21 protein-coding genes are annotated in these 24,219 nt (G+C 67.7%); 8 read left to right on the top strand and 13 right to left on the bottom strand.

Going from position 1 to position 24,219, the window contains the following annotated elements:
• Positions 1-22: 22 nt before the first annotated feature.
• Positions 23-1,477, bottom strand: coding sequence for a 30S ribosomal protein S1 (gene rpsA, locus FVO59_RS15625; RefSeq protein WP_182253453.1), 1,455 nt, complete (start codon positions 1,475-1,477; stop codon positions 23-25).
• A 186-nt stretch (positions 1,478-1,663) separates the two neighbouring features.
• On the opposite strand from rpsA, the gene FVO59_RS15630 reads away from it, so the two are divergent.
• Positions 1,664-2,587 carry a 5'-3' exonuclease gene (locus tag FVO59_RS15630; RefSeq protein WP_182253454.1) on the top strand — a complete coding sequence of 308 codons (924 nt, stop codon included), beginning with the start codon at positions 1,664-1,666 and terminating at the stop codon, positions 2,585-2,587.
• A gap of 22 nt (positions 2,588-2,609) precedes the next feature.
• Here the strand turns inward: FVO59_RS15630 and FVO59_RS15635 are convergent, their stop codons facing one another.
• Positions 2,610-3,599 (bottom strand): PHP domain-containing protein, encoded by a 990-nt coding sequence (locus tag FVO59_RS15635; protein ID WP_182253455.1) that lies wholly within the window; start codon positions 3,597-3,599, stop codon positions 2,610-2,612.
• 15 nt (positions 3,600-3,614) lie between these two features.
• A complete protein-coding gene (gene trpD, locus FVO59_RS15640) occupies positions 3,615-4,679 on the bottom strand; it encodes an anthranilate phosphoribosyltransferase (protein WP_182253456.1) in 1,065 nt (354 codons plus the stop codon).
• Between the two features lie 213 nt (positions 4,680-4,892).
• Between trpD and ctaE the strand changes: the two genes are divergently transcribed.
• Genes ctaE through FVO59_RS15670 form a run of 6 tightly spaced genes read left to right on the top strand, consistent with a single transcriptional unit; the run spans position 4,893 to position 10,379 of the window.
• Complete coding sequence (gene ctaE, locus FVO59_RS15645) at positions 4,893-5,546, top strand: aa3-type cytochrome oxidase subunit III (protein WP_182253457.1); 654 nt, start codon at positions 4,893-4,895, stop codon at positions 5,544-5,546.
• A 20-nt stretch (positions 5,547-5,566) separates the two neighbouring features.
• A complete protein-coding gene (gene qcrC, locus FVO59_RS15650) occupies positions 5,567-6,400 on the top strand; it encodes a cytochrome bc1 complex diheme cytochrome c subunit (RefSeq protein WP_182253458.1) in 834 nt (277 codons plus the stop codon).
• Between the two features lie 36 nt (positions 6,401-6,436).
• A complete protein-coding gene (qcrA, locus tag FVO59_RS15655; RefSeq protein WP_182253459.1) occupies positions 6,437-7,516 on the top strand; it encodes a cytochrome bc1 complex Rieske iron-sulfur subunit in 1,080 nt (359 codons plus the stop codon).
• On the top strand, positions 7,513-9,324 hold the full coding sequence (qcrB, locus tag FVO59_RS15660) for a cytochrome bc1 complex cytochrome b subunit (RefSeq protein WP_182253460.1): 1,812 nt from the start codon (positions 7,513-7,515) through the stop codon (positions 9,322-9,324). Before qcrA ends, qcrB begins: the two co-directional genes overlap by 4 nt.
• An 18-nt stretch (positions 9,325-9,342) precedes the next feature.
• Positions 9,343-9,912, top strand: a complete 570-nt coding sequence (locus tag FVO59_RS15665) for a GNAT family N-acetyltransferase (RefSeq protein WP_259363553.1) — start codon at positions 9,343-9,345, stop codon at positions 9,910-9,912.
• Between the two features lie 47 nt (positions 9,913-9,959).
• On the top strand, positions 9,960-10,379 hold the full coding sequence (locus tag FVO59_RS15670; RefSeq protein WP_182253462.1) for a rhodanese-like domain-containing protein: 420 nt from the start codon (positions 9,960-9,962) through the stop codon (positions 10,377-10,379).
• Positions 10,380-10,442: 63 nt separating this feature from the next.
• Here the strand turns inward: FVO59_RS15670 and ctaF are convergent, their stop codons facing one another.
• The 5 genes from ctaF to FVO59_RS15695 form a co-directional block, all read right to left on the bottom strand.
• Entirely contained in the window at positions 10,443-10,865 is a 423-nt protein-coding gene (ctaF, locus tag FVO59_RS15675) for a cytochrome c oxidase subunit 4 (RefSeq protein ID WP_182253463.1), read from the bottom strand.
• 3 nt (positions 10,866-10,868) lie between these two features.
• Positions 10,869-12,593, bottom strand: coding sequence for an aa3-type cytochrome oxidase subunit I (ctaD, locus tag FVO59_RS15680; protein WP_182253464.1), 1,725 nt, complete (start codon positions 12,591-12,593; stop codon positions 10,869-10,871).
• Between the two features lie 3 nt (positions 12,594-12,596).
• Complete coding sequence (gene ctaC, locus FVO59_RS15685) at positions 12,597-13,496, bottom strand: aa3-type cytochrome oxidase subunit II (protein WP_182253465.1); 900 nt, start codon at positions 13,494-13,496, stop codon at positions 12,597-12,599.
• Between the two features lie 89 nt (positions 13,497-13,585).
• Positions 13,586-13,954, bottom strand: coding sequence for an iron-sulfur cluster insertion protein ErpA (gene erpA, locus FVO59_RS15690; RefSeq protein WP_182253466.1), 369 nt, complete (start codon positions 13,952-13,954; stop codon positions 13,586-13,588).
• Positions 13,955-14,062: 108 nt separating this feature from the next.
• Positions 14,063-15,475 carry a dipeptidase gene (locus FVO59_RS15695; RefSeq protein ID WP_182253467.1) on the bottom strand — a complete coding sequence of 471 codons (1,413 nt, stop codon included), beginning with the start codon at positions 15,473-15,475 and terminating at the stop codon, positions 14,063-14,065.
• Between the two features lie 44 nt (positions 15,476-15,519).
• On the opposite strand from FVO59_RS15695, the gene FVO59_RS15700 reads away from it, so the two are divergent.
• Positions 15,520-16,080, top strand: a complete 561-nt coding sequence (locus FVO59_RS15700) for a DUF3043 domain-containing protein (protein WP_182253468.1) — start codon at positions 15,520-15,522, stop codon at positions 16,078-16,080.
• 31 nt (positions 16,081-16,111) lie between these two features.
• Here the strand turns inward: FVO59_RS15700 and FVO59_RS15705 are convergent, their stop codons facing one another.
• From FVO59_RS15705 to dnaE, 5 genes are all read right to left on the bottom strand, one after another.
• Entirely contained in the window at positions 16,112-17,131 is a 1,020-nt protein-coding gene (locus tag FVO59_RS15705; protein WP_182256906.1) for a quinone-dependent dihydroorotate dehydrogenase, read from the bottom strand.
• A gap of 12 nt (positions 17,132-17,143) precedes the next feature.
• Positions 17,144-17,620, bottom strand: a complete 477-nt coding sequence (gene nrdR / locus FVO59_RS15710; protein WP_182253469.1) for a transcriptional regulator NrdR — start codon at positions 17,618-17,620, stop codon at positions 17,144-17,146.
• A 30-nt stretch (positions 17,621-17,650) separates the two neighbouring features.
• Positions 17,651-18,964, bottom strand: a complete 1,314-nt coding sequence (gene hisD, locus FVO59_RS15715; protein WP_259363303.1) for a histidinol dehydrogenase — start codon at positions 18,962-18,964, stop codon at positions 17,651-17,653.
• Positions 18,965-18,968: 4 nt separating this feature from the next.
• Positions 18,969-20,549: a hypothetical protein gene (locus tag FVO59_RS15720; RefSeq protein WP_259363304.1), complete on the bottom strand. Its 1,581-nt coding sequence runs from the start codon at positions 20,547-20,549 to the stop codon at positions 18,969-18,971.
• A 95-nt stretch (positions 20,550-20,644) separates the two neighbouring features.
• A complete protein-coding gene (dnaE, locus tag FVO59_RS15725; protein WP_182253471.1) occupies positions 20,645-24,163 on the bottom strand; it encodes a DNA polymerase III subunit alpha in 3,519 nt (1,172 codons plus the stop codon).
• Positions 24,164-24,219 lie beyond the last annotated feature (56 nt).

Below are 24,219 nucleotides of genomic sequence, written 5' to 3' on the forward strand. Positions count from 1 at the left end.
CGTTCCCGAACCTGATCGGTGATCAGCTGTTGCCGCCCGAGAGCTTCTCGCGCAGCGCGGCGAGAGCCTCGTCGTCGGCCAGGGTGCCGGCGCCGGTCGAGTCGCTCGAGAACGACTGCGCACCGAAGTCCTCGCCAGCGGCGGCCTCGGCCTCGGCGGCCTTGACGACCTGAGCCTTGTGAGCCTCCCAGCGAGCCTGGGCAGCGGCGTACTCCTGCTCCCATGCCTCGCGCTGAGCATCGAAGCCTTCCTTCCAGGCACCGGTCTCGGCGTCGAAGCCCTCGGGGTACTTGTACTCGCCGTTCTCGTCGTACTCGGCGAGCATGCCGTACAGTGCCGGGTCGAACTCGGTGCCGTTGGGGTCGACCGACTCGTTGGCCTGCTTCAGCGACAGCGAGATGCGACGACGCTCGAGGTCGATGTCGATGACCTTGACGAAGACCTCTTCGCCGACGGACACGACCTGCTCAGCCAGCTCGACGTGCTTGCTGGAGAGCTCGGAGATGTGCACGAGGCCCTCGATGCCGTCTGCGACGCGGACGAACGCACCGAACGGAACGAGCTTGGTGACCTTGCCCGGTGCGATCTGGCCGATCGCGTGCGTGCGGGCGAACACCTGCCACGGGTCTTCCTGGGTCGCCTTCAGCGACAGCGAGACGCGCTCGCGGTCCAGGTCGACCTCGAGGATCTCGACGGTGACCTCCTGGCCGACCTCGACGACCTCGGACGCGTGCTCGATGTGCTTCCACGACAGCTCGGAGACGTGCACGAGACCGTCCACGCCGCCCAGGTCGACGAACGCACCGAAGTTGACGATCGACGAGACGACACCCTTGCGGACCTGACCCTTGTGCAGGTTGTTCAGGAACGTGGTGCGCGACTCCGACTGGGTCTGCTCGAGCAGGGCGCGGCGGCTGAGCACCACGTTGTTGCGGTTCTTGTCGAGCTCGAGGATCTTGGCCTCGAGCTCCTGACCCAGGTACGGGGTGAGGTCGCGGACGCGGCGCAGCTCGATGAGCGACGCGGGCAGGAAGCCGCGCAGTCCGATGTCGACGATGAGGCCGCCCTTGACGACCTCGATGACGGTGCCGGTGACGACGCCGTCGTTCTCCTTGATCTTCTCGACATCGCCCCAGGCGCGCTCGTACTGTGCGCGCTTCTTGGAGAGGATCAGACGGCCTTCCTTGTCCTCCTTCTGGAGAACGAGGGCCTCGACCTGGTCGCCGACGGCGACGACCTCGTTGGGGTCCACGTCGTGCTTGATGGAGAGCTCGCGCGAGGGGATGACGCCCTCGGTCTTGTAGCCCACGTCGAGCAGAACCTCATCGCGGTCGATCTTGACGATCGTGCCCTCGATGATGTCGCCGTCGTTGAAGAACTTCAGGGTCTTCTCGACCGCGGCCAGGAAGTCCTCAGCAGAGCCGATGTCGTTGATCGCGACCTGCTTGGTGGCCGGGGCGGTCGTTGCGCTAGTCATGTAGTGGGTTGTCCTTGTGAATGGATGATCGGGCTTCGACGGTCGGCGCGCACGCCGGGATGGATCCTCGAAGCGGTTGGATGTTGAGTGCGATGCCACGAGGGCAGGCACAGGCCCGCCACGAGTGACACTTCAGATTATCAGATCCGCGGGAGCACCGCTGCCCTCTCCTCCTATGCTGGAGCTGTGACAGAACGTCTGATGCTGCTCGACACCGCCAGCCTCTACTTCAGGGCCTTCTTCGGCGTGCCCGACAAGGTCAAGGCGCCGGATGGATCGTCCGTGAACGCGACCCGCGGACTGCTCGACATCATCGCCAAGCTCGTGACCCTGTACCAGCCCTCCCAGCTCATCGCCTGCTGGGACGACGACTGGCGCCCGCAGTGGCGCGTCGACCTCATCCCCGGCTACAAGGCGCACCGCGTGGTCGAGGAGGTCGCCGCGGCACCGGACGTCGAGGAGGTACCGGATGCCCTGCAGCAGCAGATACCGCTGATCCGCGAAGTGCTCGGCGTGCTCGGCATCCCGATCATCGGCGTCGCCGCGCACGAGGCCGACGATGTGATCGGCACCCTGGCGACGCACGCGTCACTTCCGGTCGACATCGTCACCGGCGACCGAGACCTCTTCCAGCTGGTGGACGACAGCCGAGATGTGCGTGTGATCTACACCGCGAGGGGCATGAGCAATCTCGAGGTCGTGACAGATCAGACCGTGGTCGCCAAGTACGGAGTCCTCCCCTCGCAGTACGCCGACTTCGCCACCATGCGCGGCGACGCATCCGACGGCCTGCCGGGGGTGAAGGGCATCGGCGAGAAGACAGCCGCGGCGCTGCTGCGCTCGCACGGCGACCTCGCCGGCATCCGCGCTGCGGCGGCAGAAGGGCAGCTCACGGCGACGGCGGCCGCCCGGTTCGCCGAGACATCCGACTATCTCGACGTCGCTCCCACCGTCGTGAAGGTGGCGACCGGCCTCGACATCTCGGCCCCCGGCACCGCGCTCGGTCCGCTGAGCGACGTCGATCGGGACGCCGCCGGCGCCCTCGCGGAGAAGTGGAACCTGGGCACGTCGATGACACGCGCGCTCAGCGCCCTGGCATCCGGCTCCTGACGCTCGACCGCGGCGCGGCCGGTCAGCCGCGGGCCCAGGCGCGCAGGCGATCGAGTCCCCATGCCGTCACGATCCGCTCCGCCGGCACGCCGGCGGCCTCAGCCCTCTCGGCGCCGTGGTCGAGCAGGGAGAGCTGACCGGGCGCGTGCGCATCGGAGTCGATGGAGAACAGGCACCCCGCCTCGAGCGCGATCTCGATCAGATCGTCCGGCGGGTCCTGCCGCTCTGGTCGCGAGTTGATCTCGACGGCCACGCCGTTCTCGGCGCAGGCCGCGAACACCGCCCTGGCGTCGAAATCCGACCGCGGACGGGTGCCGCGCGACCCCTCCACGAGCCGGCCTGTGCAGTGCCCGAGGACGTTCACCCTCGGGTGCGACACCGCGGAGAGCATGCGCCTGGTCATGGGCGCGGAATCCATTCGCAGCTTGGAGTGCACCGACGCGACGACGATGTCGAGCTCGTCGAGCATCTCAGGGGTCTGGTCGAGCCCTCCGTCTTCGAGGATGTCCACCTCGATCCCTGCCAGCACGGTGAGCCCGTCGCCCGACTGGGCGCGCACCAGCGGGATCTGCTCGCGCAGCCGCTCCGCGGACAGCCCGCGGGCGACTCTGAGACGCGGCGAGTGATCGGTGATGGCGATGTACTCGTGGCCGAGCGCGCGGGCCGCCGCCACCATCGTCTCGATAGGGGTCGTGCCGTCGGACCAGTCGGTGTGACTGTGCAGATCGCCCTTCAACCGTGCTCGCAGAGCTGAGCGCCGCTCGGGTTCGACCTCACCGCGGAGCTCGACCAGGTAGTCGGGAACCTGGCCCTGCTGCGCCTGGCGGATCACGGCGAAGGTGGAGTCGCCGATGCCCTTCTGCGCTTTCAGCAGCGTGGGGTCGTCCAGCACATCCGCCGGCAGCGACGCCACGACGGCTGCGGCCTGCCGGAACGCCTTGGCGCGATACCGCGACGCGCGCTCGCGTTCGAGCAGCGATGCGATCTCGAGGAGGGCGTCTGCGGCATCCACGGTGCATCACCCCGCTCAGGCGGGAAGCGGCTCCCGGGTGACCTGCACCCACTGGTCGAGCTTCGCGACCGCGCGTCCGTCGTCGACGACCGCAGCGGCACGGGTGTACGCATCGCGCAGGCGCTCGACGATGGGGATCTGCGTCAGCGTCGAATCGTGCGACAGCTCGTAGGCGACGATGCCCGCAGCTGCGTTGAGGAGGACGATGTCGCGCACCGGCCCGGTCTCGCCGCCGAGCGTGCGGCGCAGCACGGTCGCGTTGTGCTCGGGCGATCCGCCGACGAGGTCGTCGAGGTCGGCCAGCGGGATGCCGAGATCGCGCGGATCGAGGTCGTGCTCGTGGATGTCGCCACGGGTGACCTCCCAGATGCGACTGTGACCCGTCGTCGTGAGCTCGTCGAGTCCGTCGTCGCCGCGGAACACGAGAGCCGTCGCGCCGCGAGTGCGGAAGACTCCGGTGATCAGCGGCACCCGATCGAGCTGGGCGACGCCGACGGCGTTCGCCTCTGCGCGAGCAGGGTTGCACAGCGGCCCGAGCATGTTGAACACCGTCGGCACCGCGAGCTCAGACCTCGCCACGCCCGCGTGCTTGAAGCCGGGGTGGAACGCGGCGGCCCAGGCGAAGGTGATGCCGGTGCGCTCGAGTGCGGCCGCGACGCGCTCGGGGTCGAGGGAGATGTCGAGGCCGAGGGCTGCGAGCACGTCGGAGGAGCCGGAGGACGAGCTGGCTGCCCGATTGCCGTGCTTGACCACGGGGATGCCCGAGGCCCCGATGACGATGGCCGCGGTGGTGGAGATGTTCACGGTGCCGATCCGGTCGCCTCCGGTGCCGACGATGTCGAGCACGTCGGAGGAGACGGGAAGCGGCACCGCCGCCTCGAGGATCGCGTCACGGAAGCCCACGATCTCGTCGATGGTCTCGCCCTTGGCGCGGAGCGCCACGAGGAAGCCGGCGAGCTGGGCATCCGACACCTTGCCCCGCATCACCTGACGCATCGCCCACGTCGACTCCCACACGCTGAGATCGCGCCGGTTGAGCAGAGTCGAGAGCAGATCGGGCCAGGTGAGGGTGTCAGCCATGACTGCGATCCTAATCGCGCACAGGATGATGCCGATTCGAGATGACGACGCGTGATCCGCGGTCGCACTCGGGTGATCCGGCGTCGCAGCGCGCGTTCTGCGCGGAAAGAGAGCACATTCGCAGGTACTTCTTAGGTTCTCCTTAGTCGCGGGACAGCGGGACAGGCCACGCCGGTGCAAGAATCCGCGCACGGAATCGGCCATAATGGTCAGGTGACCACCTCAGCGACGTATGCCCCGGCGGCAAGAACCATCAAGCGCCCCAATCCGGTCGCTGTCGGCACCATCGTGTGGCTCGGCAGTGAAGTCATGTTCTTCGCGGGACTCTTCGCGATCTACTTCACGCTGCGCAGCACCTCCCCCGAGCTCTGGGCCGATCGCACCGAGCTGCTGAACGTCGTGTTCGCAGCGGTGAACACGGCGATCCTGGTCGCGTCGTCCTTCACCTGTCAGATGGGCGTCTTCGCCGCTGAGGACCTGCAGCCCTACCGCATCGACAAGGGCCAGGTGAACGCCTTCGGCCGTCGTCGCCTGTTCGGCTGGGGCATGGTCGAGTGGTTCTGGCTCACCTTCATCCTCGGCGCGATCTTCGTCAGCGGCCAGGTCTGGGAGTACGCCCAGCTCGTCGCGGAGGGCATGCCCATCCAGGCGGACTCGTACGCCTCGGCGTTCTACCTGACCACCGGCTTCCACGCGCTGCACGTCACGGGTGGTCTGATCGCCTTCGTGCTGGTCATCGGCCGCGCTTACGCCGTCAAGAACTTCGGCCACAAGGAGGCGACCTCCTCGATCGTCGTGTCGTACTACTGGCACTTCGTCGACGTCGTCTGGGTCGCCCTGTTCGCCGTCATCTACTTCCTGAAATAAGAGCGGAGCGATTTCCCGAAATGGCACGAGAGAAGAAGCACCGCTCGCGCGGTCGCCGCAGTCCCCTCGCCGCTGCCGCCCTGATCGGCGCCGGCCTGCTGCTCACCGGAGGCGCCTACGCCGGCGCGTCGGCTGCGATGGCATCCACGACCGACGCTCAGACGAGCGCGACGGCAGAGCTGACGGTGGAGGACGGCGAGAAGCTGTTCACCGCGAACTGCGCCACCTGCCACGGACTCGACATGCAGGGCACGAGCGAGGGCCCGAGCCTCGTCGGCGTCGGCGAGCTCTCCGTCGAGTTCCAGCTCGCCACCGGCCGCATGCCGCTGCAGATGCAGGGACCGCAGGCGCCGCAGAAGCAGCCGCAGTTCACCGATGCGCAGATCCGCGCCATGGCCGCGTACGTGCAGAGCGTCGCTCCGGGCCCGAACTACCCGCAGGACTGGGTGACCGCCGGTGAGGAGAACCCCGACAACGCGAACGACGAGGTCGACATCGCCCACGGTGCGGAGCTGTTCCGCATCAACTGCGCGATGTGCCACAACGTCGCCGCGGCCGGTGGTGCGCTCACCGAGGGCAAGTACGCCCCCGCGCTGACCTCGACCAGCCCGCTGCACATCTACGCCGCGATGGTCACCGGCCCGCAGAACATGCCGGTCTTCGGCGACATGAACCTGAGCACCGAAGACAAGCGCGACATCATCGCCGCCCTCGTCTACCAGCAGGAGGCCGTGCAGATCGGCGGCTTCACGCTCGGGTCGCTCGGTCCGGTGTCGGAGGGCCTGTTCATCTGGATCTTCGGAATCGGCGCGCTCGTCGCCCTCACCGTGTGGATCACGGCGAAGTCCAACTGACGCACTTTCATCGAAGAGTTACGTACGAGGAGCACCATGGCACACGACGACGACACGCAGGCTCTTGACAGGGCCTACCAGCCCTCGCGGGGGCTGGGCGTCGCAGTCAGCGATCCTGCGGAGAACCCGGGACTGCCGCCACACCGTGAGCGGATGACCGACAAGGACCCGCGCGCCGAGAAGGCGGCGGTCCGCACGGTCTACACCCTGTTCTACCTGTCGCTCGCCGGCAGCATCTGGGCGGTCGCCGCGTACATGCTGTTCCCGATCGAGAGCGGCCTCGCGATCGACATCCGCCACAACAACATGTACATCGGCATCGGCATCGCCTTCGCGCTGCTGGCGCTCGGCATCGGCGCGATCCACTGGTCGAAGGCGCTGATGTCCGACAAGGAGTACATCGAGCACCGCCACCCCACCCGCGGCAAGGACACGACCCGTGCCGCAGCGGTGCAGGCGTTCTCGGAGGCGAACGACGACTCGGGCTTCGGCCGTCGCACCGTGATCCGCAACTCGCTGATCGCCGCCGTCGCCGCCTCCATCCTCCCCGGAGTCACTCTGTTCCGCGGTCTCGCGCCGCACAACAACTCGCACGGCAACCCCATCGCCGGCGACCCGGTCGCGCTGCTCAAGCACACCATGTGGGAGAAGGGCATGCGTCTGGCGCGCGACCCGGAGGGAACCCCCATCCGCGCCGCAGACGTCACGCTCGGCTCCGCCTTCCACGTGATCCCCGAGCCGCTCGCCGAGCTGGGTCACCACGACGGCTACATGGAGGAGAAGGCCAAGGCCATCGTTCTGCTCATGCGCCTTCGCCCCGAGCAGCTCATCGAGGCGGAGGACCGCAAGGACTGGTCGTACGACGGAATCGTCGCGTACTCCAAGGTCTGCACCCACGTCGGCTGCCCCGTGGCCCTGTACGAGCAGCAGACCCACCACCTGCTGTGCCCGTGCCACCAGTCGCAGTTCGACGTCACGGACCACGCCAAGGTCATCTTCGGCCCGGCCGCCCGCCCGCTGCCGCAGCTGCCCATCGCCGTCGACGATGAGGGCTACCTCATCGCGCAGCGCGACTTCACCGAACCCGTCGGCCCGAGCTTCTGGGAGCGTCATTGAGCACCGCAACTCTTAAAGAGGAAACCAAGCAGAAGCCCCTGGGCGGACGCTTCATCGGCGCGACGGCGAACTACATCGACGAGCGCACCAGCCTGTCGGGCTTCGTCAAGGAGCTCGGTCGCAAGATCTTCCCCGACCACTGGTCGTTCATGCTGGGTGAGATCGCTCTCTGGGCGTTCGTGGCCGTGTTCCTGTCGGGAACGTTCCTGACGTTCTTCTTCCAGGCGTCGATGGCTCCCACGCACTACACGGGCGCATACGCGCCGCTGCGCGGTGTCGAGATGACCGCCGCCTTCGAGTCGGCCCTTCGCATCTCATGGGACATCCGCGGTGGACTCCTGGTCCGCCAGATCCACCACTGGGCCGCGCTCGTGTTCATCGCGGGCATCGGAATCCACATGCTGCGCGTCTTCTTCACCGGCGCGTTCCGCAAGCCTCGCGAGCTCAACTGGGTGATCGGCTTCGTGCTCTTCATCCTCGCTCTCGCCGAGGGATTCACCGGCTACTCGCTTCCCGACGACCTGCTCTCGGGTAACGGCCTCCGCATCATCGACGGCATGATCAAGGGCCTGCCGCTGATCGGCACCTGGACCTCGTTCCTGATCTTCGGCGGGGAGTTCCCTGGCGACGACATCGTCGGACGCCTCTACACGATGCACATCCTGCTGCTGCCGCTGCTGGTCATCGCGTTCATCGTCCTCCACCTCATGCTGATGGTGATCAACAAGCACACCCAGTTCGCCGGCCCCGGCCGCACGAACGACAACGTCGTCGGCTACCCGATGATGCCGGTCTACATGTCGAAGATGGGCGGCTTCTTCTTCATCGTCTTCGGTGTGATCGTGCTGATCGCGTCGTTCTTCCAGATCCTTCCGTTCTGGGACTACGGCCCCTACGACCCGTCCCCCATCTCGGCCGGCACGCAGCCTGACTGGTACATCGGCTTCGCAGACGGCGCCCTGCGTCTGGCTCCGCCGAACCTCGACGTTCCGCTCGGCAACTTCACGCTGTCGCTCGGCATCGTGATCCCGGTGCTGGTGCTCGGACTGTTCATCGTCGTGGTCGCTCTGTACCCGTTCATCGAGGCCTGGGTCACCGGTGACAAGCGCGAGCACCACATCGCCGACCGTCCCCGCAACGCCCCGACCCGCACCGCCATCGGCGTCGCAGGCATGATCTTCTACGCGGTCCTCTGGGCAGCTGCCTCGTCCGACCTCATGGCAACGCACTTCATGCTGACCATGGAGGGTGTGATCCACGCACTCCAGGCGCTGCTGATCGTCGGCCCCGTGCTCGGATACTTCGTCACGAAGCGCATCTGCATCGCGCTGCAGAAGAAGGACCGCGAGATCGTGCTGCACGGCTACGAGTCGGGTCGCATCGTCCGCCTCCCCGGTGGCGAGTTCATCGAGGTGCACCAGCCGGTCGACGTGTACGACCGCTGGAAGCTCATCGACTACTCCACCTATGAGCCGCTCGTCGTGCGTCCGAACGCGAAGGGTCGCATCCCGTGGCACGAGAACCTGCGCAGCTCGATCTCGCGCTGGTTCTTCGAGGACCGCCTGCAGCCGCTCACGCAGGCCGAGATCGCCGCCGCCGATGCGCACCAGCACCACACGCTGGCGCACGATGAGGAGATCGAGGCGGCCGAGATCGCCGGTGCCCACGAGCGTGCGGGCGTCACCTCGGACGACCAGATCGCTCCGGCCGACCTGCACGTCGGTGAGACCCCGAACACTCCCAGTTCGGTCATCGCCAAGGAACCGGCCAAGAAGCCGCGCAAGGGCAAGACGGAGGACGGCGAGTAGGCCGCACTCCCCCAACGACTGAGGGCCCGTCCATTCGGACGGGCCCTCAGTCGTCTCCGAGCCCTCGATAGGCTGGGACCCATGCCGTTCGTCGTACGCCCTGCCGCACTCGAGGACGCCGCTCGGCTCGAGGAGATCGAAGCTGCCGCAGACCGGCTGCTCATCGACCTGCTCGATGCCGAGGACTGGCCGGCTCCCGACGGCGCCACGGAACGTCTCGCTCTTCCTGGCGTTGTGCTGGTGTCGGAACTGCAACCGGGCGAGGTGATCGGGTTCGCTCACCTGCTGGAGCTCGAGGGGCACGCTCACCTCGAGCAGGTTTCGGTTCTCCCCCGCTTCGGACGGCGTGGGGCGGGGCGGATGCTGGTGGAAGCGATCCTCGCAGAGGCGGCCCGGCGCGGGCATCGCACGGTCACACTGCGCACCTACGCGGACGTGCCGTGGAATGCTCCCTTCTACGAGACGTGCGGCTTCGTCGAGACGCGTCCCGACACTCCGTTCCTGACGCGTCTCGTCGACGTCGAACGGGCGCTTGGGCTCCCTCGCCACGGGAGGCGTCTGCAGATGACCGCGCGGGTCGGCGCCTGACTGTCATGGTCTCTCGGCGCTCGCGGGCCGCGGAGTAGGCTTCGACCATGATCGACCGACAGGACTTCTTCGCCGCCAAGCTGCAGTACGAGACGGATCCCAGCGATGTGCACGCCGCACGCAAGGCCGGGATGCAGCTGGTGATCGTCGACGTGCGCTCGGACGAGGCGTGGGCTCAGGGCCGGGTGCCAGGCGCGATCCACATGCACTACAGCGAGATCGAGGAGCGCGCCGCCGACGAGATCCCCGCGGACTCATCCGTCGTCGTGTACTGCTGGAGCCCTGGCTGCAATGCGGGTGCGAAGGGCGCACTCGAGTTCGCGAAGCTCGGGTACGCGGTGCGGGAGATGATCGGCGGGTTCGAGTACTGGGTGCGCGAGGGATATCCCATCGAGGATCACGACGGCGTGCACCGTCGTCCCGTCGATGCCCTCACCGGCGTACCGCGTGTGCGCACGCGCCTCTGAGGCCCCAGAGACGACGAAGGGGCCCCTGGATGCATCCAGGGGCTCCTTCGTCGTGTCAGCGCGTCAGCGCGCGAAGTGTCCGCGGTAGTACTCGTACACCCAGCCGACGATCGCGACGAGGAAGATCGCGAGACCGATCGGCAGGAGGAAGTGACCGACCGCGAGGCCGAGCAGGAACACCGCGGCGGAACCGGCGAGGACGATCGGCCACCACGACCACGGCGAGAACTCGCCGAGCTCGGGGTCGCCGTCGTCGATGTCGGCCGTCAGGACGTCCTCGGGCAGCTCGCCGCCCTGGGCCTGGTACGTGCGGTGCAGATACACCGCGATCATGGCGCTCATGAAGGCGACGAACAGAAGTGCCACGGTGCCGACCCACTCCACGTAGCCGTGGAAGGGGTCGACGAGGTTCCAGATGGTGTAGATCGCGGCACAGGCCACGAAGAACGCCATGAGGAACCACCACAGGATGACATTGCTGCGCATGACTTACTTGACCTCTCCCGCTGCGACGCCGACTGGGTGCTCTGCAGCCTCAGGGTGGTTCAGGTCGAATGCCGGGCGCTCACTGCGGATGCGCGGGATCGACGTGAAGTTGTGACGCGGGGGCGGGCACGAGGTGGCCCACTCGAGGGACGCGCCGTAACCCCATGGGTCGTCGACGGTGACCTTGGGCGCCTTGCGCGCCGTGATCCACACGTTGAGGAAGAACGGCAGCATCGATGCGCCGAGGATGATGGCGCCGATCGTCGAGACCTGGTTGCCCCACTCCCAGTTGTCGTACGACGAGTAGTCGGCGTAGCGACGCGGCATGCCGTCGACGCCCAGCCAGTGCTGCACGAGGAAGGTCATGTGGAAGCCGATGAACAGCATCCAGAAGTGGATGTAGCCGAGGCGCTCGTTGAGCATGCGCCCCGTCCACTTCGGCCACCAGAAGTAGAAGCCCGCGAACATCGCGAACACGACGGTTCCGAAGACCACGTAGTGGAAGTGGGCGACGACGAAGTACGAGTCGCTGAGGTGGAAGTCCAGCGGCGGGGCCGCGAGGATGACACCGGTCAGACCGCCGAACACGAACGACACGAGGAAGCCGAGGGCGAAGACCATCGGGGTCTCGAAGGTGATCGAGCCGCGCCACATGGTGCCGATCCAGTTGAAGATCTTCACACCCGTCGGAACGGCGATGAGCATCGTCATCAGGGCGAAGAAGGGCAGCAGCACACCGCCGGTGACGTACATGTGGTGGGCCCACACGGCGACCGAGAGCGAGGCGATCGCGATGGTCGCGTAGACCAGCGTCTTGTATCCGAAGATCGGCTTGCGGCTGAAGACCGGGAAGATCTCGGAGACGATGCCGAAGAACGGCAGCGCGATGATGTACACCTCGGGGTGGCCGAAGAACCAGAACAGGTGCTGCCACAGCAGCACGCCGCCGTTCGCGACGTCGTACACGTGCGACCCGAGCACGCGGTCGGCCGCGGCGGCCAGGATCGCGGCGGCGAGCACGGGGAACGCCATCAGGATCAGCAGGCTCGTGATCAGCGTGTTCCACGAGAAGATCGGCATGCGCCACATGGTCATGCCAGGAGCGCGCATCGTGATGATCGTGGTGATGAAGTTCACCGCACCGAGGATCGTTCCGAAGCCGGAGAGGCCGAGGCCGAGCATCCAGAGGTTTCCGCCGACACCGGGCGAGAACGACGAGTTGGCGAGCGGCTGGTACGCGAACCAGCCGAACGACGCGGCGCCCTGCGGAGTGAGGAAGCCGGCGACGGCCATCACCGAGCCGAACGTGAACAGCCAGAAGGCGAACGCGTTCAGACGAGGGAAGGCGACGTCGGGGGCGCCCAGCTGCAGCGGCAGGATCGCGTTGGCGAACCCGGCGAACAGCGGCGTCGCGAACATCAGCAGCATGATCGTGCCGTGCATCGTGAAGAGCTGGTTGTACTGCTCCTTGGTGGGCACGATCTGCATGCCCGGCGCGAAGAGCTCGGCACGGATGATCAGCGCCATGACTCCACCGAGGAGGAAGAACAGCACCGAGGCGATCAGGTACATGTAGCCGATCGTCTTGTGGTCGGTGGAGGTGATCCACTTGACCACGATGTTGCCCTTCTGCTCCACACGGGAGGAGGTGAGCAGGGCCGCCTGACGCGGGGGCAGGGTGGTCGAGCGCGTGCCCGGCACCGTGGTGGGTTCAGCTGTGGTGGTCATGGCTTACTCCTCTTCCTCGGCGCCCGTGCTCGCGCCGGTGCCGGGGAGATTGCTGAGTCGGTCGTAGGCGTCGGAGATGTCGCCCGTGTTGCCCTGCTCGCGCAGGGTCTCGAGGTACGCGTCGTACTCGTCCTGCTCGACGACCTTCACGTTGAAGAGCATCATCGAGTGGTACTCGCCGCAGAGCTCGGCGCACTTGCCGTCGTACTCGCCCACGCGAGAGGGGATGAAGGACCAGGAGTTGTCCTTGCCGATGTACATGTCCTTCTTGTAGAGGAAGTCGATGATCCAGAAGGAGTGGATGACGTCGCGCGACTGCAGGTCGATCGTGACCTTCTTGTCGACCGGGAGCACCAGCGTCGGCAACTTCTCGCGGTCGATGTCGCCGGCCTCGTCGGGGTCGGCCTGAACGCCCATGGTCCAGACGGCGTCGGCGTTATCGTCATCTTCGCCGTCGTACTGGAAGTCCCAGGCCCACTGCTTGGCGATGGCCGTGATGTGCACATCCGGCTCTTCCCACTGCGTCTCGATGTCGGCCTGGTCGCGTGCGGTGAAGAAGAACATGCCGAGCACGAGGATCAGCGGGATCACCGTGTAGAGGATCTCGATCGGCATGTTGTAGCGCAGCTGGACGGGCAGGCCCGTCTGTCCGCTGCGACGGCGGTACATGACGAGGGCCCAGGCCATCAGGGCCCAGGTGATCACGCCGACCGCAAGCAGGACGACCCACGACGTGACCCACAGACCGGCGACCGTCTCGGTCTGGTTGGTCGTGGGGGTGCCGTCTTCGACGAAGCCCGGAAGGAATCCATGGAGTTCGGTGGGAGTACATCCCGCCAGGGCCACAGCTGCCGCTGCTCCCAGCGGGAGCGCGGCCCAACGAAGGCGGCGTTTCGAGGGCACGATGCACCTTTCAGATCTCGGACAGGAGCGAACTCAAGTCTAGGGCAACCTCACACGCGATTCATGCCAACCACGCAGGTTGGCGCGCCTCAGTGGAAGCTGTCGCCGCACGCGCAGCTGCCGGCTGCGTTGGGGTTGTCGATGGTGAACCCCTGCTCCGAGATGGTGTCCTTGAAGTCGATCGAGGCGCCGTCGAGGTACGGGACGCTCATGTTGTCGATGATGACCTCGACGCCGTCGAAGTCGACCGTCTCGTCGCCCTCGAGGTAGCGCTCGTCGAAGTACAGCTGGTAGATCAGACCCGAGCATCCCCCCGGCTGCACGGCGACGCGCAGACGCAGGTCGTCACGGCCCTCCTGCTCGAGCAGGCTCTTCACCTTCAGTGCGGCGGCCTCGGTCAGCGAGACGCCGTGGGCGGGGGCGGCGGTGGGCTCTGAGGTCAGGGTGGTGTCGCTCATCTCAACTCCTTGCAACGGGCAGCGCGGTCTCGCTGCTCGTGCTCGATTCTACCGCCGCCGATGTCGGCCGGGCCGCTCATCGGGCCCTGCCGACATCGGCGGGAAGGCTCAGGAGGAGGTCCGCTCGTTCATCCTCGCCAGCAGCAGCGCCTCGGTGCGCACGGCGTTGCGGAACGTGTCGAGGTGCAGCGACTCGTTCGGGCTGTGGGCCCTCGAGTGCGGGTCCTCGACGCCCGTCACCAGGATCTGCGCACCCGGGAACTCGCGCACGAGGTCGGCGACGAACGGGATCGACCCGCCCACCCCGAGGTCGACGGCGTCCACGCCGTAGCCGTCTCCCATGGCCTCGCGGGTGAGCTCGACCGCCCATCCTGAGGTGTCGACCAGGAAGCCGTCACCCAGGTCGATGTCCGAGAACGTCAGCTCTGCGCCGAAGGGCGCATGGGCCCTGAGATGGCGCTCCAGCGCCGCGTAGGCATCCGCCGCGTCCTGCCCCGGTGCCACTCGCGCGCTGATGACCACGCTGACCTCGGGAAGGAGCGTGTTGGACGCCGCGGCGACGCTGGTGACATCCATGCCCGTGATGGTGATCGACGGCTTGTTCCAGATCCGCCCGTAGATGTCGTCACGGCCGATCGGGGTCACACCCCCGAGCAGCCCCGCCTCGGAGCGCAGCGTCTCCTCGGTGTACTCGGGCGTCTCGGCCTCGCGCGTGGTCATGCCCTCGACGGCGACTGCGCCGTCGGCATCCCACATCGTCGCGAGCAGCGTGACGGCCGCCATCATGGCATCCGGGACCGCTCCGCCGAACATCCCGGAGTGCGAGGCGTGCTCCAGGGTGCGGACGGTGAGCGTGAAGCGCGCGTTGCCGCGCAGCGAGACGGTGAGGCCTGGCGTGCTCGAGTCGAGGTTGCCCGAGTCGGCGACGACGATCGCATCGGCGCGCAGCGCGTCGGCGTTGTCGCGCAGGAAGCGGGCGAAGGACCGGGAGCCGTACTCCTCCTCCCCCTCGATGAACAGCGAGACCCCGAGATCCAGGTCGTCGCCCAGCACCTCGGCGACCGCCCGAAGCGCCGCGATGTGCGCCATGATCCCGGCCTTGTCATCGGCGGCGCCACGACCGTAGAGCCGTCCGTCGCGCACCGTCGGCTCGAACGGGGGCGTCTCCCAGAGCTCGTCGGACCCCGGAGGCTGCACGTCGTGGTGCGCGTAGAGGAGGATCGTCGGTCGCCCGTTGCGGGCCGCACGGGTCGCGAGCACCGCAGGCTGGCCGAGCTCATCGGTGTCGTCGACATGGGCCCGCAGAACGCGCACCTCGTCGAACACGCCCGTGCCCCGCGCCAGCTCGGCGACCGCCTCGGCGGAGCGCTGCAGCTGGGTCTGATCGAACGCGGGCCACGCGATGCCCGGAATGCGCACGAGGGCGCCGAGATCGGCCAGGGCGGACGGGATGCCGAGCGAGACCGCCTCGAGGAGCGCGGTCTCCGCAGAGGACGAGACGGGAGATGCAGGGGATGTCATGCGAGTAATCTTAAGGTGAACCCGATTCCGAACTGAGGTCGAACGTGCCCAACCCCACTCCTGCAGCCGACGACGCCCCCGAGACGCCCGCCGTGGGCAAGGGACGCGCCACTCCTACGCGCGCCGAGCGCGAGGCGGCCAACCGCCGCCCGCTGGTCGCGAACACCAAGGAGGCTCGCGCCGCGGCGAAGGCGGATCTGCAGGCGCGCCGCAATCGGGCGCGCATCGGCATGGAGAACGGCGAGGACAAGTACCTGCCTGCGCGCGACCGCGGCCCCCAGCGTCGCTGGGTGCGCGACTACGTGGACGCCGGCTGGCACATCTCGGAATGGCTGATGGCGGCGATGCTGCTGGTCATCGTGCTCAGCCTCATCGACGTGCGCGAGGTGCAGCTGTGGGCCATGGTCGGCCTGTGGGGCTACATGCTCCTCGCAGTCGCCGACATGGTGCTGCTGAGCATCCGCGTGAAGAAGAAGGTCGCGGCGAAGTTCGGACTCGAGCGCCGCGAGCGCGGCCTCGGCTGGTATGCCGCGATGCGGTCGCTGCAGATGCGCTTCATGCGTCTTCCGAAGCCGCAGGTCAAGCGCGGGCAGTACCCCGCCTGACGCCGCGGACGATCCACGAGACCTGTGCCGCTCAGCGGCGCAGGCCTCTGTTGATCTGCCTCGCCCACAGCGGGCCCCGATACAGGAACGCCGTGTAGCCCTGTACGAGCGTCGCACCGGCATCCAGCCGTCGCTGCACGTCGTCAGCCGACTCGACTCCCCCGACGGCGATGACGCAGAAGTCGTCGGGCACGGCCTGCTTCACGACCGCGAGGACCTCGAGCGAGCGCTCCTTCAGCGGCGCGCCTGACAGGCCCCCGGCACCGGCGGCCTCGACCACGGCAGGGTCGGTGGCGAGCCCGTCGCGCGAGATGGTCGTGTTGTGCGCGATGATCCCGGCCAGCCCTTCGGCGACGGCCATGCGCGCGATCGCGTCGATCTGATCGTCCGGCAGGTCCGGCGCGATCTTCACGAGCAGCGGCGTGTCGCCCGCCGCCTGCTTGACGGCGCGCAGCAGCGGCGCGAGCGTCTCGACCGCCTGCAGGCCGCGGAGACCCGGAGTGTTCGGTGACGAGACGTTCACGGCGAGGTAGTCGGCGAGCGGAGCGAGTCTGGTGGCGGAGGTGACGTAGTCGCCGATGGCGTCCTCGACGGCGACGACGCGGCTCTTGCCGATGTTCACGCCTATGACGGCGCGCGGCGCACGGCGTCGCAGCGCGGCGAGACGCTGCGCGGCCGCGTCCGCGCCGTCGTTGTTGAAGCCCATCCGGTTGATCACCGCCCTGTCGGCGATGAGGCGGAACAGGCGCGGCTTGGGGTTGCCGTCCTGCGGGATGGCCGTCACCGTCCCGATCTCGATGTGTCCGAAGCCGAGCGCATCGAGGCCGCGAACGCCGACCCCGTTCTTGTCGAAGCCGGCCGCGACGCCGAACGCCGAGGGGAAGACCAGGCCGAGGGCGCGCACCTCCTGACCGCGGCGCGGCGAGGTCAGCGCCCGCGCCGCCCACGAGAAGGGCGGCACGCCGAGCACGCGGATGACCGCCATGGCGGCGTGATGCGCGAACTCGGGATCGAAGCGCGCGAGGACGTGTCGGAAGAGCAGTGAGTACATCACTGCCCAAGGTTACCGGTCGTCGGAATCGTTCCCCGCCGTGGCGTGATCGGCGCGCAGGTCGCCTATCGCTCGTTCGAAGTCCTCCAGCGAGTCGAACTCCTGGTAGACGCTGGCGAAGCGCAGGTACGCGACCTCGTCGAGCTCGCGCAGCGGACCGAGGATCGCGAGCCCGATCTCATTCGTGTCGAGCTGGGAGACGCCGGTCTGGCGCACGGCCTCTTCGACCTTCTGGGCGAGCAGAGCCAGGTTGGCCTCGGTCACGGGGCGGCCCTGACAGGCCTTCCGCACACCGGAGATGACCTTGTCGCGACTGAACGACTCCATCACGCCCGATCGCTTGATGACCATGAGGCTCGCCGTCTCGGTCGTCGAGAAGCGTCCGCCGCATTCCGGGCACTGCCGTCTGCGACGGATCGACAGACCGTCGTCGCTGGTGCGCGAGTCGATGACGCGAGAATCCGGATGCCGGCAGAAGGGGCAGTGCATGATCCGTCAGCCTACTCGCTCGCCTTCAGCTCACCTGGGAGCGTCCGTGAAGCGCGCCTCGACGGCCTCGCCGTGCGCGGGCAGCACCTCGGCGGTCGCAAGGGCGACGACCCCCGCGCGCACCTCGGCCAGAGCGGCGTGGTCGTACTCGATGACCTGCTGCGGGCGCAGGAACGTGTACGCGCCGAGACCGGCGGCGTACCGTGCCTGTCCCCCGGTGGGCAGCACGTGATTGCTACCCGCCATGTAGTCGCCGAGGCTGACGGGCGTCTGATCGCCGACGAACACCGCGCCCGCGCTCGTGAACCGTTCGGCGGCCTCGGCGGCATCCGCGAGGTGCAGTTCGAGGTGCTCAGGGGCGTACGCGTTGCTGAACGCCTCCGCCATCGCACGGTCGTCGACGAGCACGATGGCCGACTGCGGACCGGCGAGCGCCTCGGCGACGCGCACGGCGTGGGCGGTGGTGGCCGCGAGTTCGGCGACCTTCGATGCGACCCGCTCGGCGAGCTCGGCGGAGTCGGTGACCAGCACGGCGGATGCCTGCTCGTCGTGCTCGGCCTGGCTGATGAGGTCGACGGCGATGAGGGTCGCATCGGCATCCGCGTCGGCGACGATCAGGATCTCGGTCGCGCCCGCCTCGGAATCCGTGCCGACGACTCCGGCCACGACGCGCTTGGCAGACGCGACGTAGTTGTTGCCGGGTCCGGAGACGACGTCGACCGGATCCAGGCCGAGGTCCGCGACGCCGTGCGCGAGAGCGCCGATCGCACCCGCACCGCCGATCGCGTAGATCTCGTCGATGCCGAGCAGGTCGGCGGCCGCGAGGATCGTGGGGTGCACGCGCCCGCCGTGCGCCGCCTGGGGCGGCGAGGCCAGGGCGATCGAGGTGACACCGGCGACCTGCGCGGGGACGACGTTCATCACGACGCTGGATGCCAGTGGCGCCTTGCCGCCAGGGATGTACACGCCCGCGCGGGTGACGGGCTGCCAGCGCTGGGTGATCCTGGCGCCCGGCCCGATGTCGGTGCTCTGCGCCGCGGGCACCTGGGCGGCGGAGCCTCGACGCACCCGATCGATCGCCGCCTCGAGCGCAGCGCGCACAGCGGGATCGACCGACGCCGCGGCTTCGGCCACGTGCTCGGCGGGAACGCGGATGACGTGACCGCTCACACGATCGAAGCGCTCGGCCTGATCGCGCAGCGCCGACTCACCCGTGGTGCGGACGGCCTCGACGATGGCTGCCGCGGCCTCCAGCGCCTCGGCACGCGCCTGAGTGGCCCGCGGCACCGCGGCGAGCATGTCGGAGGGAGAGAGCGACTGCCCTCGGAGATCGATCGTGCGCACGCGCTCAGCCTTTCGTGATGTCGGAGATGTCGTGGAGGTAGCCGATGCGGCCGTCCTCATGTCGCACCACGAAAGCCCCGCCTCGATCCTCGATCGCGAGCGCCCACGCGGTCGGCCCGATGCGGAACAGCGGCTGACCGTGCTCGTCGAGCACGTCGCGCTCGGTCGGGGCGAGGATCCAGAACGGCTCCGGCTGGCCGGGGGCGGCGGGAGCGGATCCGTTCCCGTGCTCGCCGCGGCTGCGGCGCAGCATCGGCTCTGCGTCGAGGTCGAACGCTGTGGTGTCGGCCTCTGGCTCCACGACGCGCTCCTCTGATCCGACCGCGACGTCCGCAGCCGTGCCGACCTCGACCGCGTCTTCCAGCTGGTCGGGGCGGATGTCGGAGCCGGCGACGCCATCAGGGGCCGTGTTGTGCTCGACGGGACGTCGTGGATTCGTCGTCTCGTCGACGGCGAAGATGTCCTGCAGCGCCTCGACGGCAGCGGTGTTGTAGAGCACCTCGATGTCGTCCGCGTCCTCGTCCTCGGGCGCGGCAGAGCCGACCGAGGCGCGTTGCGGGGCGGCCTGGTCCTGGAGACTCGGCTCCGGCGCGCTCACAGCGGGCTCTGCGACCGGTACCGGCTGCGGCACGATGTGCGACACGGATGTCTGGTTCAGGGCGTCGGATGCCTGAGGTCCATCCGGGATGACCACCGTCAGCGCGGTCTCGACGCGAGGCTCGGCGGCCGTCGCCGCAGTCCGCTCGTGCGCGATGTCGTCGTCGTCGGTCACGGTGCGGTGGTCGACGACAGTGCCGGCCTGCGGAGGGACGAGCTCGCGCTCGGGCCGCGGCCGGGAGATCACAGGGCGGACCGGGTTGGCGTTCCGGTGGGCAAGCGTCTCGAGCCTGCCGTGGAAGTCCTCGCGCAGCCGCGGCAGGAGCGGCGCGAACACCGTCGCCGCGACGAGCACGAGCATGGCGAGCTGACCGACGATGGCGACCCATCCGATCAGCACGGCGCCGGTCGCCGCTGTGGCTGCGACCTGCTGCCACAGCACCTGCGCCCAGGAGACGGCGGCGACGGATGCCGCGACGGATGCGAACTGGTCGATCCCCAGCGATCCCACCCGCCGGATGCCGTCCGGCGAGAGCCGGCGCAGCACGACGAGGAAGACCGCCGCGGTCGGCACGCCCATCATCAGGATCCAGTGGATCCCGGTCGTCCAGATGGTGTCGCCGATCGGACCGATCGGGAAGAAGGACACGACGAAGCCGACCAGCCATGCGCCGACGACGATCAGCTCGCGCAGGGTGAAGCCGAGGATGCCGTACTCGGGCTCGACCTGGTCCTCATAGAGCACCCCCGTGTCGTCGAGATCGTCATCGGCGTCCGGCTCGTCGGCCGGAGCGTCTTCGTCTTCGAGGGCGTCTGCGCGGGCCTGAGGCTCGTCGGTCAGGGCGACGTCGTCGGCAGGCGAAGCCGCGGCTGCATCGTCGGGAGCGCCGTCCTTGTCGTCCAGCCAGTCGAGTCGTGCCTCTTCGCTGGAGCGCCTGCCCTCCCCGGACGTTTCGTCGGGGTCGGTGCCGGGCCTGTCGAAGCTCATCGATCGGTCCTTTCCTTCACGGGTGGGTCGCCACGCGAGTCACGATCCTACCCACCCGACCCTGGAGTTCGGTCAGTCGTGTCGTCGTCTGTCGCTCACCCCAGGCAGGAGGGCCCGAGCAGCGATTTCAGGTCGCCGAACAGGTCTGCCGACACCGTGACGGGCATGGGCACCTCGAACACCTTGGCCGAGCCGCCGCGATGGACGCGCAGCAGCACCTCGGTCTCTCCGGCGTGGCGCCGCAGCACGTCTGCAAGGTCGTTCATGACGCGCTCGGTCGCACGCTGCTCGGCGACCAGGAGCGAGAGCGGTCCGGCCGCGTCGAACGATCCGACGTCGGGGGCGAAGGCCGACTGCGCGTGCAGATTGAGACCGTCGTCCCGGCGGGACACGCGCCCGCGGACGGCGAGGATGGCATCCTGCTGCAGCGTGTGCTGGAACTCGGTGTAGGTCTTGCCCATGAACATGACCGTCACCTCGCCGTTGAAGTCCTCGACGGTGATCATGCCGTACGGATTGCCGCTGGCCTTCGCCACACGGTGCTGCACGCTCGTCACCAGTCCGGCGACGGTGACCTGATCGCCGTCCTGAAGGTCTTCCGAGGTCAGCAGGTCGCTGATCGAGATCGAGGCGTGCTTGGCCAGCGGCACTTCCAGTCCCGCGAGAGGGTGATCGGACACGTAGAGGCCGAGCATCTCGCGCTCGAACGCCAGCTTGTCCTTCTTGATCCACTCCGGGCGATCGGGGACCTTCGCCGGCGGGGCCTCCTCCATGTCGTCGTACAGGCTGTCGAAGTCGAAGCCGATCGCGCCCTGCGCCTCGTTCCGCTTGCGGTCGACGGCGGCCTCGACAGCGTCCTCGTGGATCTCCATCAGGGCGCGACGCGTGTCGCCCATCGAGTCGAAGGCACCCGCCTTGATCAGGGATTCGACGGTTCGCTTGTTCGCGACGTGCAGAGGCACCTTGCCGAGGAAGTCATGGAACGAGGTGAAGGCCCCGTCCTTACGGGAGGCGACGATCCCGTCGACGACGTTGCTGCCCACGTTGCGCACGGCACCGAGCCCGAAGCGGATGTCCTCGCCGACGGCGGCGAAGAAGTTGATCGACTCCGAGACGTCGGGCGGAAGCACCCGGATGCCCATGCGCCGGCACTCGTTGAGGTACAGAGCCATCTTGTCTTTGGAGTCGCCGACACTCGTGAGAAGGGCCGCCATGTACTCGGCCGGATAGTGCGCCTTGAGGTACGCGGTCCAGTAGGAGACCAGACCGTAGGCGGCGGAGTGGGCTTTGTTGAACGCGTAGTCCGAGAAGGGCAGCAGGATGTCCCACAGCGCCTTCACCGCGCCCTCGCCGTAGCCGCGCTCCTTCATGCCGCCGGAGAAGCCCTCGTACTGCTTGTCGAGCTCGGACTTCTTCTTCTTTCCCATCGCACGGCGCAGGATGTCGGCCTGACCGAGGCTGAACCCCGCGACCTTCTGCGCGATCGCCATGACCTGCTCCTGATAGATGATCAGGCCGTACGACTCCTGCAGGATGTCGGCCAGGGGCTCTTCGAGCTCGGGATGGATGGGCGTGATCTCCTGCAGGCCGTTCTTGCGCAGCGCGTAGTTCGTGTGCGAGTTCGCGCCCATCGGACCGGGGCGGTACAACGCGATGAGGGCCGAGATGTCGCCGAAGTTGTCTGGCTTCATCAGCCGCATGAGCGAGCGCAGCGGCGGGCTGTCGAGCTGGAACACTCCGAGTGTGTCGCCGCGTGCGAGCAGATCGTAGACGGCCCGGTCGTCGAGGCCCAGGTGCTCGAGGTCGAGCTCCTCTCCCCTGTTGAGCCGGATGTTGTCGAGCGCGTCCGAGATGATCGTGAGGTTGCGCAGCCCGAGGAAGTCCATCTTGATCAGGCCGAGCGACTCGCACGACGGGTAGTCGAACTGCGTGACGATCTGGCCGTCCTGCTCGCGCTTCATGATGGGGATGATGTCGAGCAGCGGCTCGGACGACATGATCACGCCCGCGGCGTGCACACCCCACTGCCGCTTCAGCCCCTCGAGCCCCAGAGCCCGCTCGAAGACCGTCTTCGCCTCGGGATCGGTGTCGATCAGCGCGCGGAACTCGCTGGCCTCCTTGTACCGGGGGTGCGCACTGTCGTACATGCCGCTGAGCGGCATGTCCTTGCCCATCACGGCCGGCGGCATGGCCTTCGTCAGGCGGTCGCCCATGCTGAACGGGAATCCGAGCACGCGACCAGCGTCCTTCAGCGCCTGCTTGGACTTGATCGTGCCGTACGTGACGATCTGCGCGACGCGCTCGGAGCCGTACTTCTCGGTGACGTACTCGATGACCTCGCCGCGTCGACGGTCGTCGAAGTCGACGTCGAAGTCGGGCATCGACACGCGATCGGGGTTCAGGAAGCGCTCGAAGATGAGGCCGTGCTCGAGCGGATCCAGATCGGTGATCTTCATCGCGTAGGCGACCATCGATCCCGCGCCGGAACCACGGCCGGGCCCCACCCGGATGCCGTTGTCCTTGGCCCAGTTGATGAAGTCGGCGACCACGAGGAAGTAGCCGGGGAAGCCCATCTGCAGGATGACGCCGAGCTCGTACTCGGCCTGCTTGCGCACCTTGTCGGGGATGCCGCCCGGGTAGCGGTAGTGAAGCCCTGCCTCGACCTCCTTGACCAGCCAGCTGTCTTCGGTCTCGCCGTCGGGCACGGGGAACTTCGGCATGTAGTTGGCGGAGGTGTCGAACTCCACCTGGCAGCGCTCGGCGATCAGCAGCGTGTTGTCGCACGCCTCCGGGTGGTCGCGGAACAGCTGACGCATCTCCTGCGCTGTCTTGATGTAGTAGCCGTCGCCGTCGAACTTGAAGCGGTTCGGATCGTCCATGGTCGAGCCGGACTGCACGCACAGCAGCGCTTCGTGCGCATCGGCTTCGTGCTGGTGCGTGTAGTGCGAGTCGTTGGTGGCCACCAGCGGGATGTTCAGGTCTTTGGCCAGCCGGAGCAGGTCGGTCATCACACGTCGCTCGATGGAGAGCCCGTGGTCCATGATCTCGGCGAAGAAGTTCTCCTTGCCGAAGATGTCCTGGAACTCGGCGGCCGCGGCACGCGCGGCGTCGTACTGTCCGAGCCGGAGCCTGGTCTGCACCTCCCCTGACGGGCATCCGGTGGTGGCGATCAGCCCCTTGCCGTAGGTCTGCAGCAGCTCGCGGTCCATACGCGGCTTGAAGTAGTACCCCTCCATGCTCGAGCGCGAGCTGATGCGGAACAGGTTGTGCATGCCCTGCGTGGTCTCGCTCCACATCGTCATGTGGGTGTAAGCGCCCGATCCCGAGACGTCGTCACTCTTCTGATCCGGCGATCCCCACGCCACGCGGGTCTTGTCGCTGCGGTGAGTGCCCGGCGTCATATACGCCTCGAGGCCGATGATCGGCTTGATGCCCGCGTTCTTCGCCGCATTGTAGAACTCGAACGCCGCGAAGGTGTTGCCGTGGTCGGTGACGGCGATCGCCGGCATCCCGTAATCGGCCGCCGCCTGCGTCATCGCGGCGATCTTCGCCGCGCCGTCCAGCATCGAGTACTCGCTGTGGACATGCAGGTGCACGAAAGAGTCGGAGGCCATGCCCTCGAGTCTACGAGGCGGCCCCGACACCTGGTTCCGGTGCCGGGGCCGCCTCA

This window comes from Microbacterium esteraromaticum (assembly GCF_014084045.1).
In the GTDB taxonomy this organism is placed as follows: domain Bacteria; phylum Actinomycetota; class Actinomycetes; order Actinomycetales; family Microbacteriaceae; genus Microbacterium; species Microbacterium esteraromaticum_D.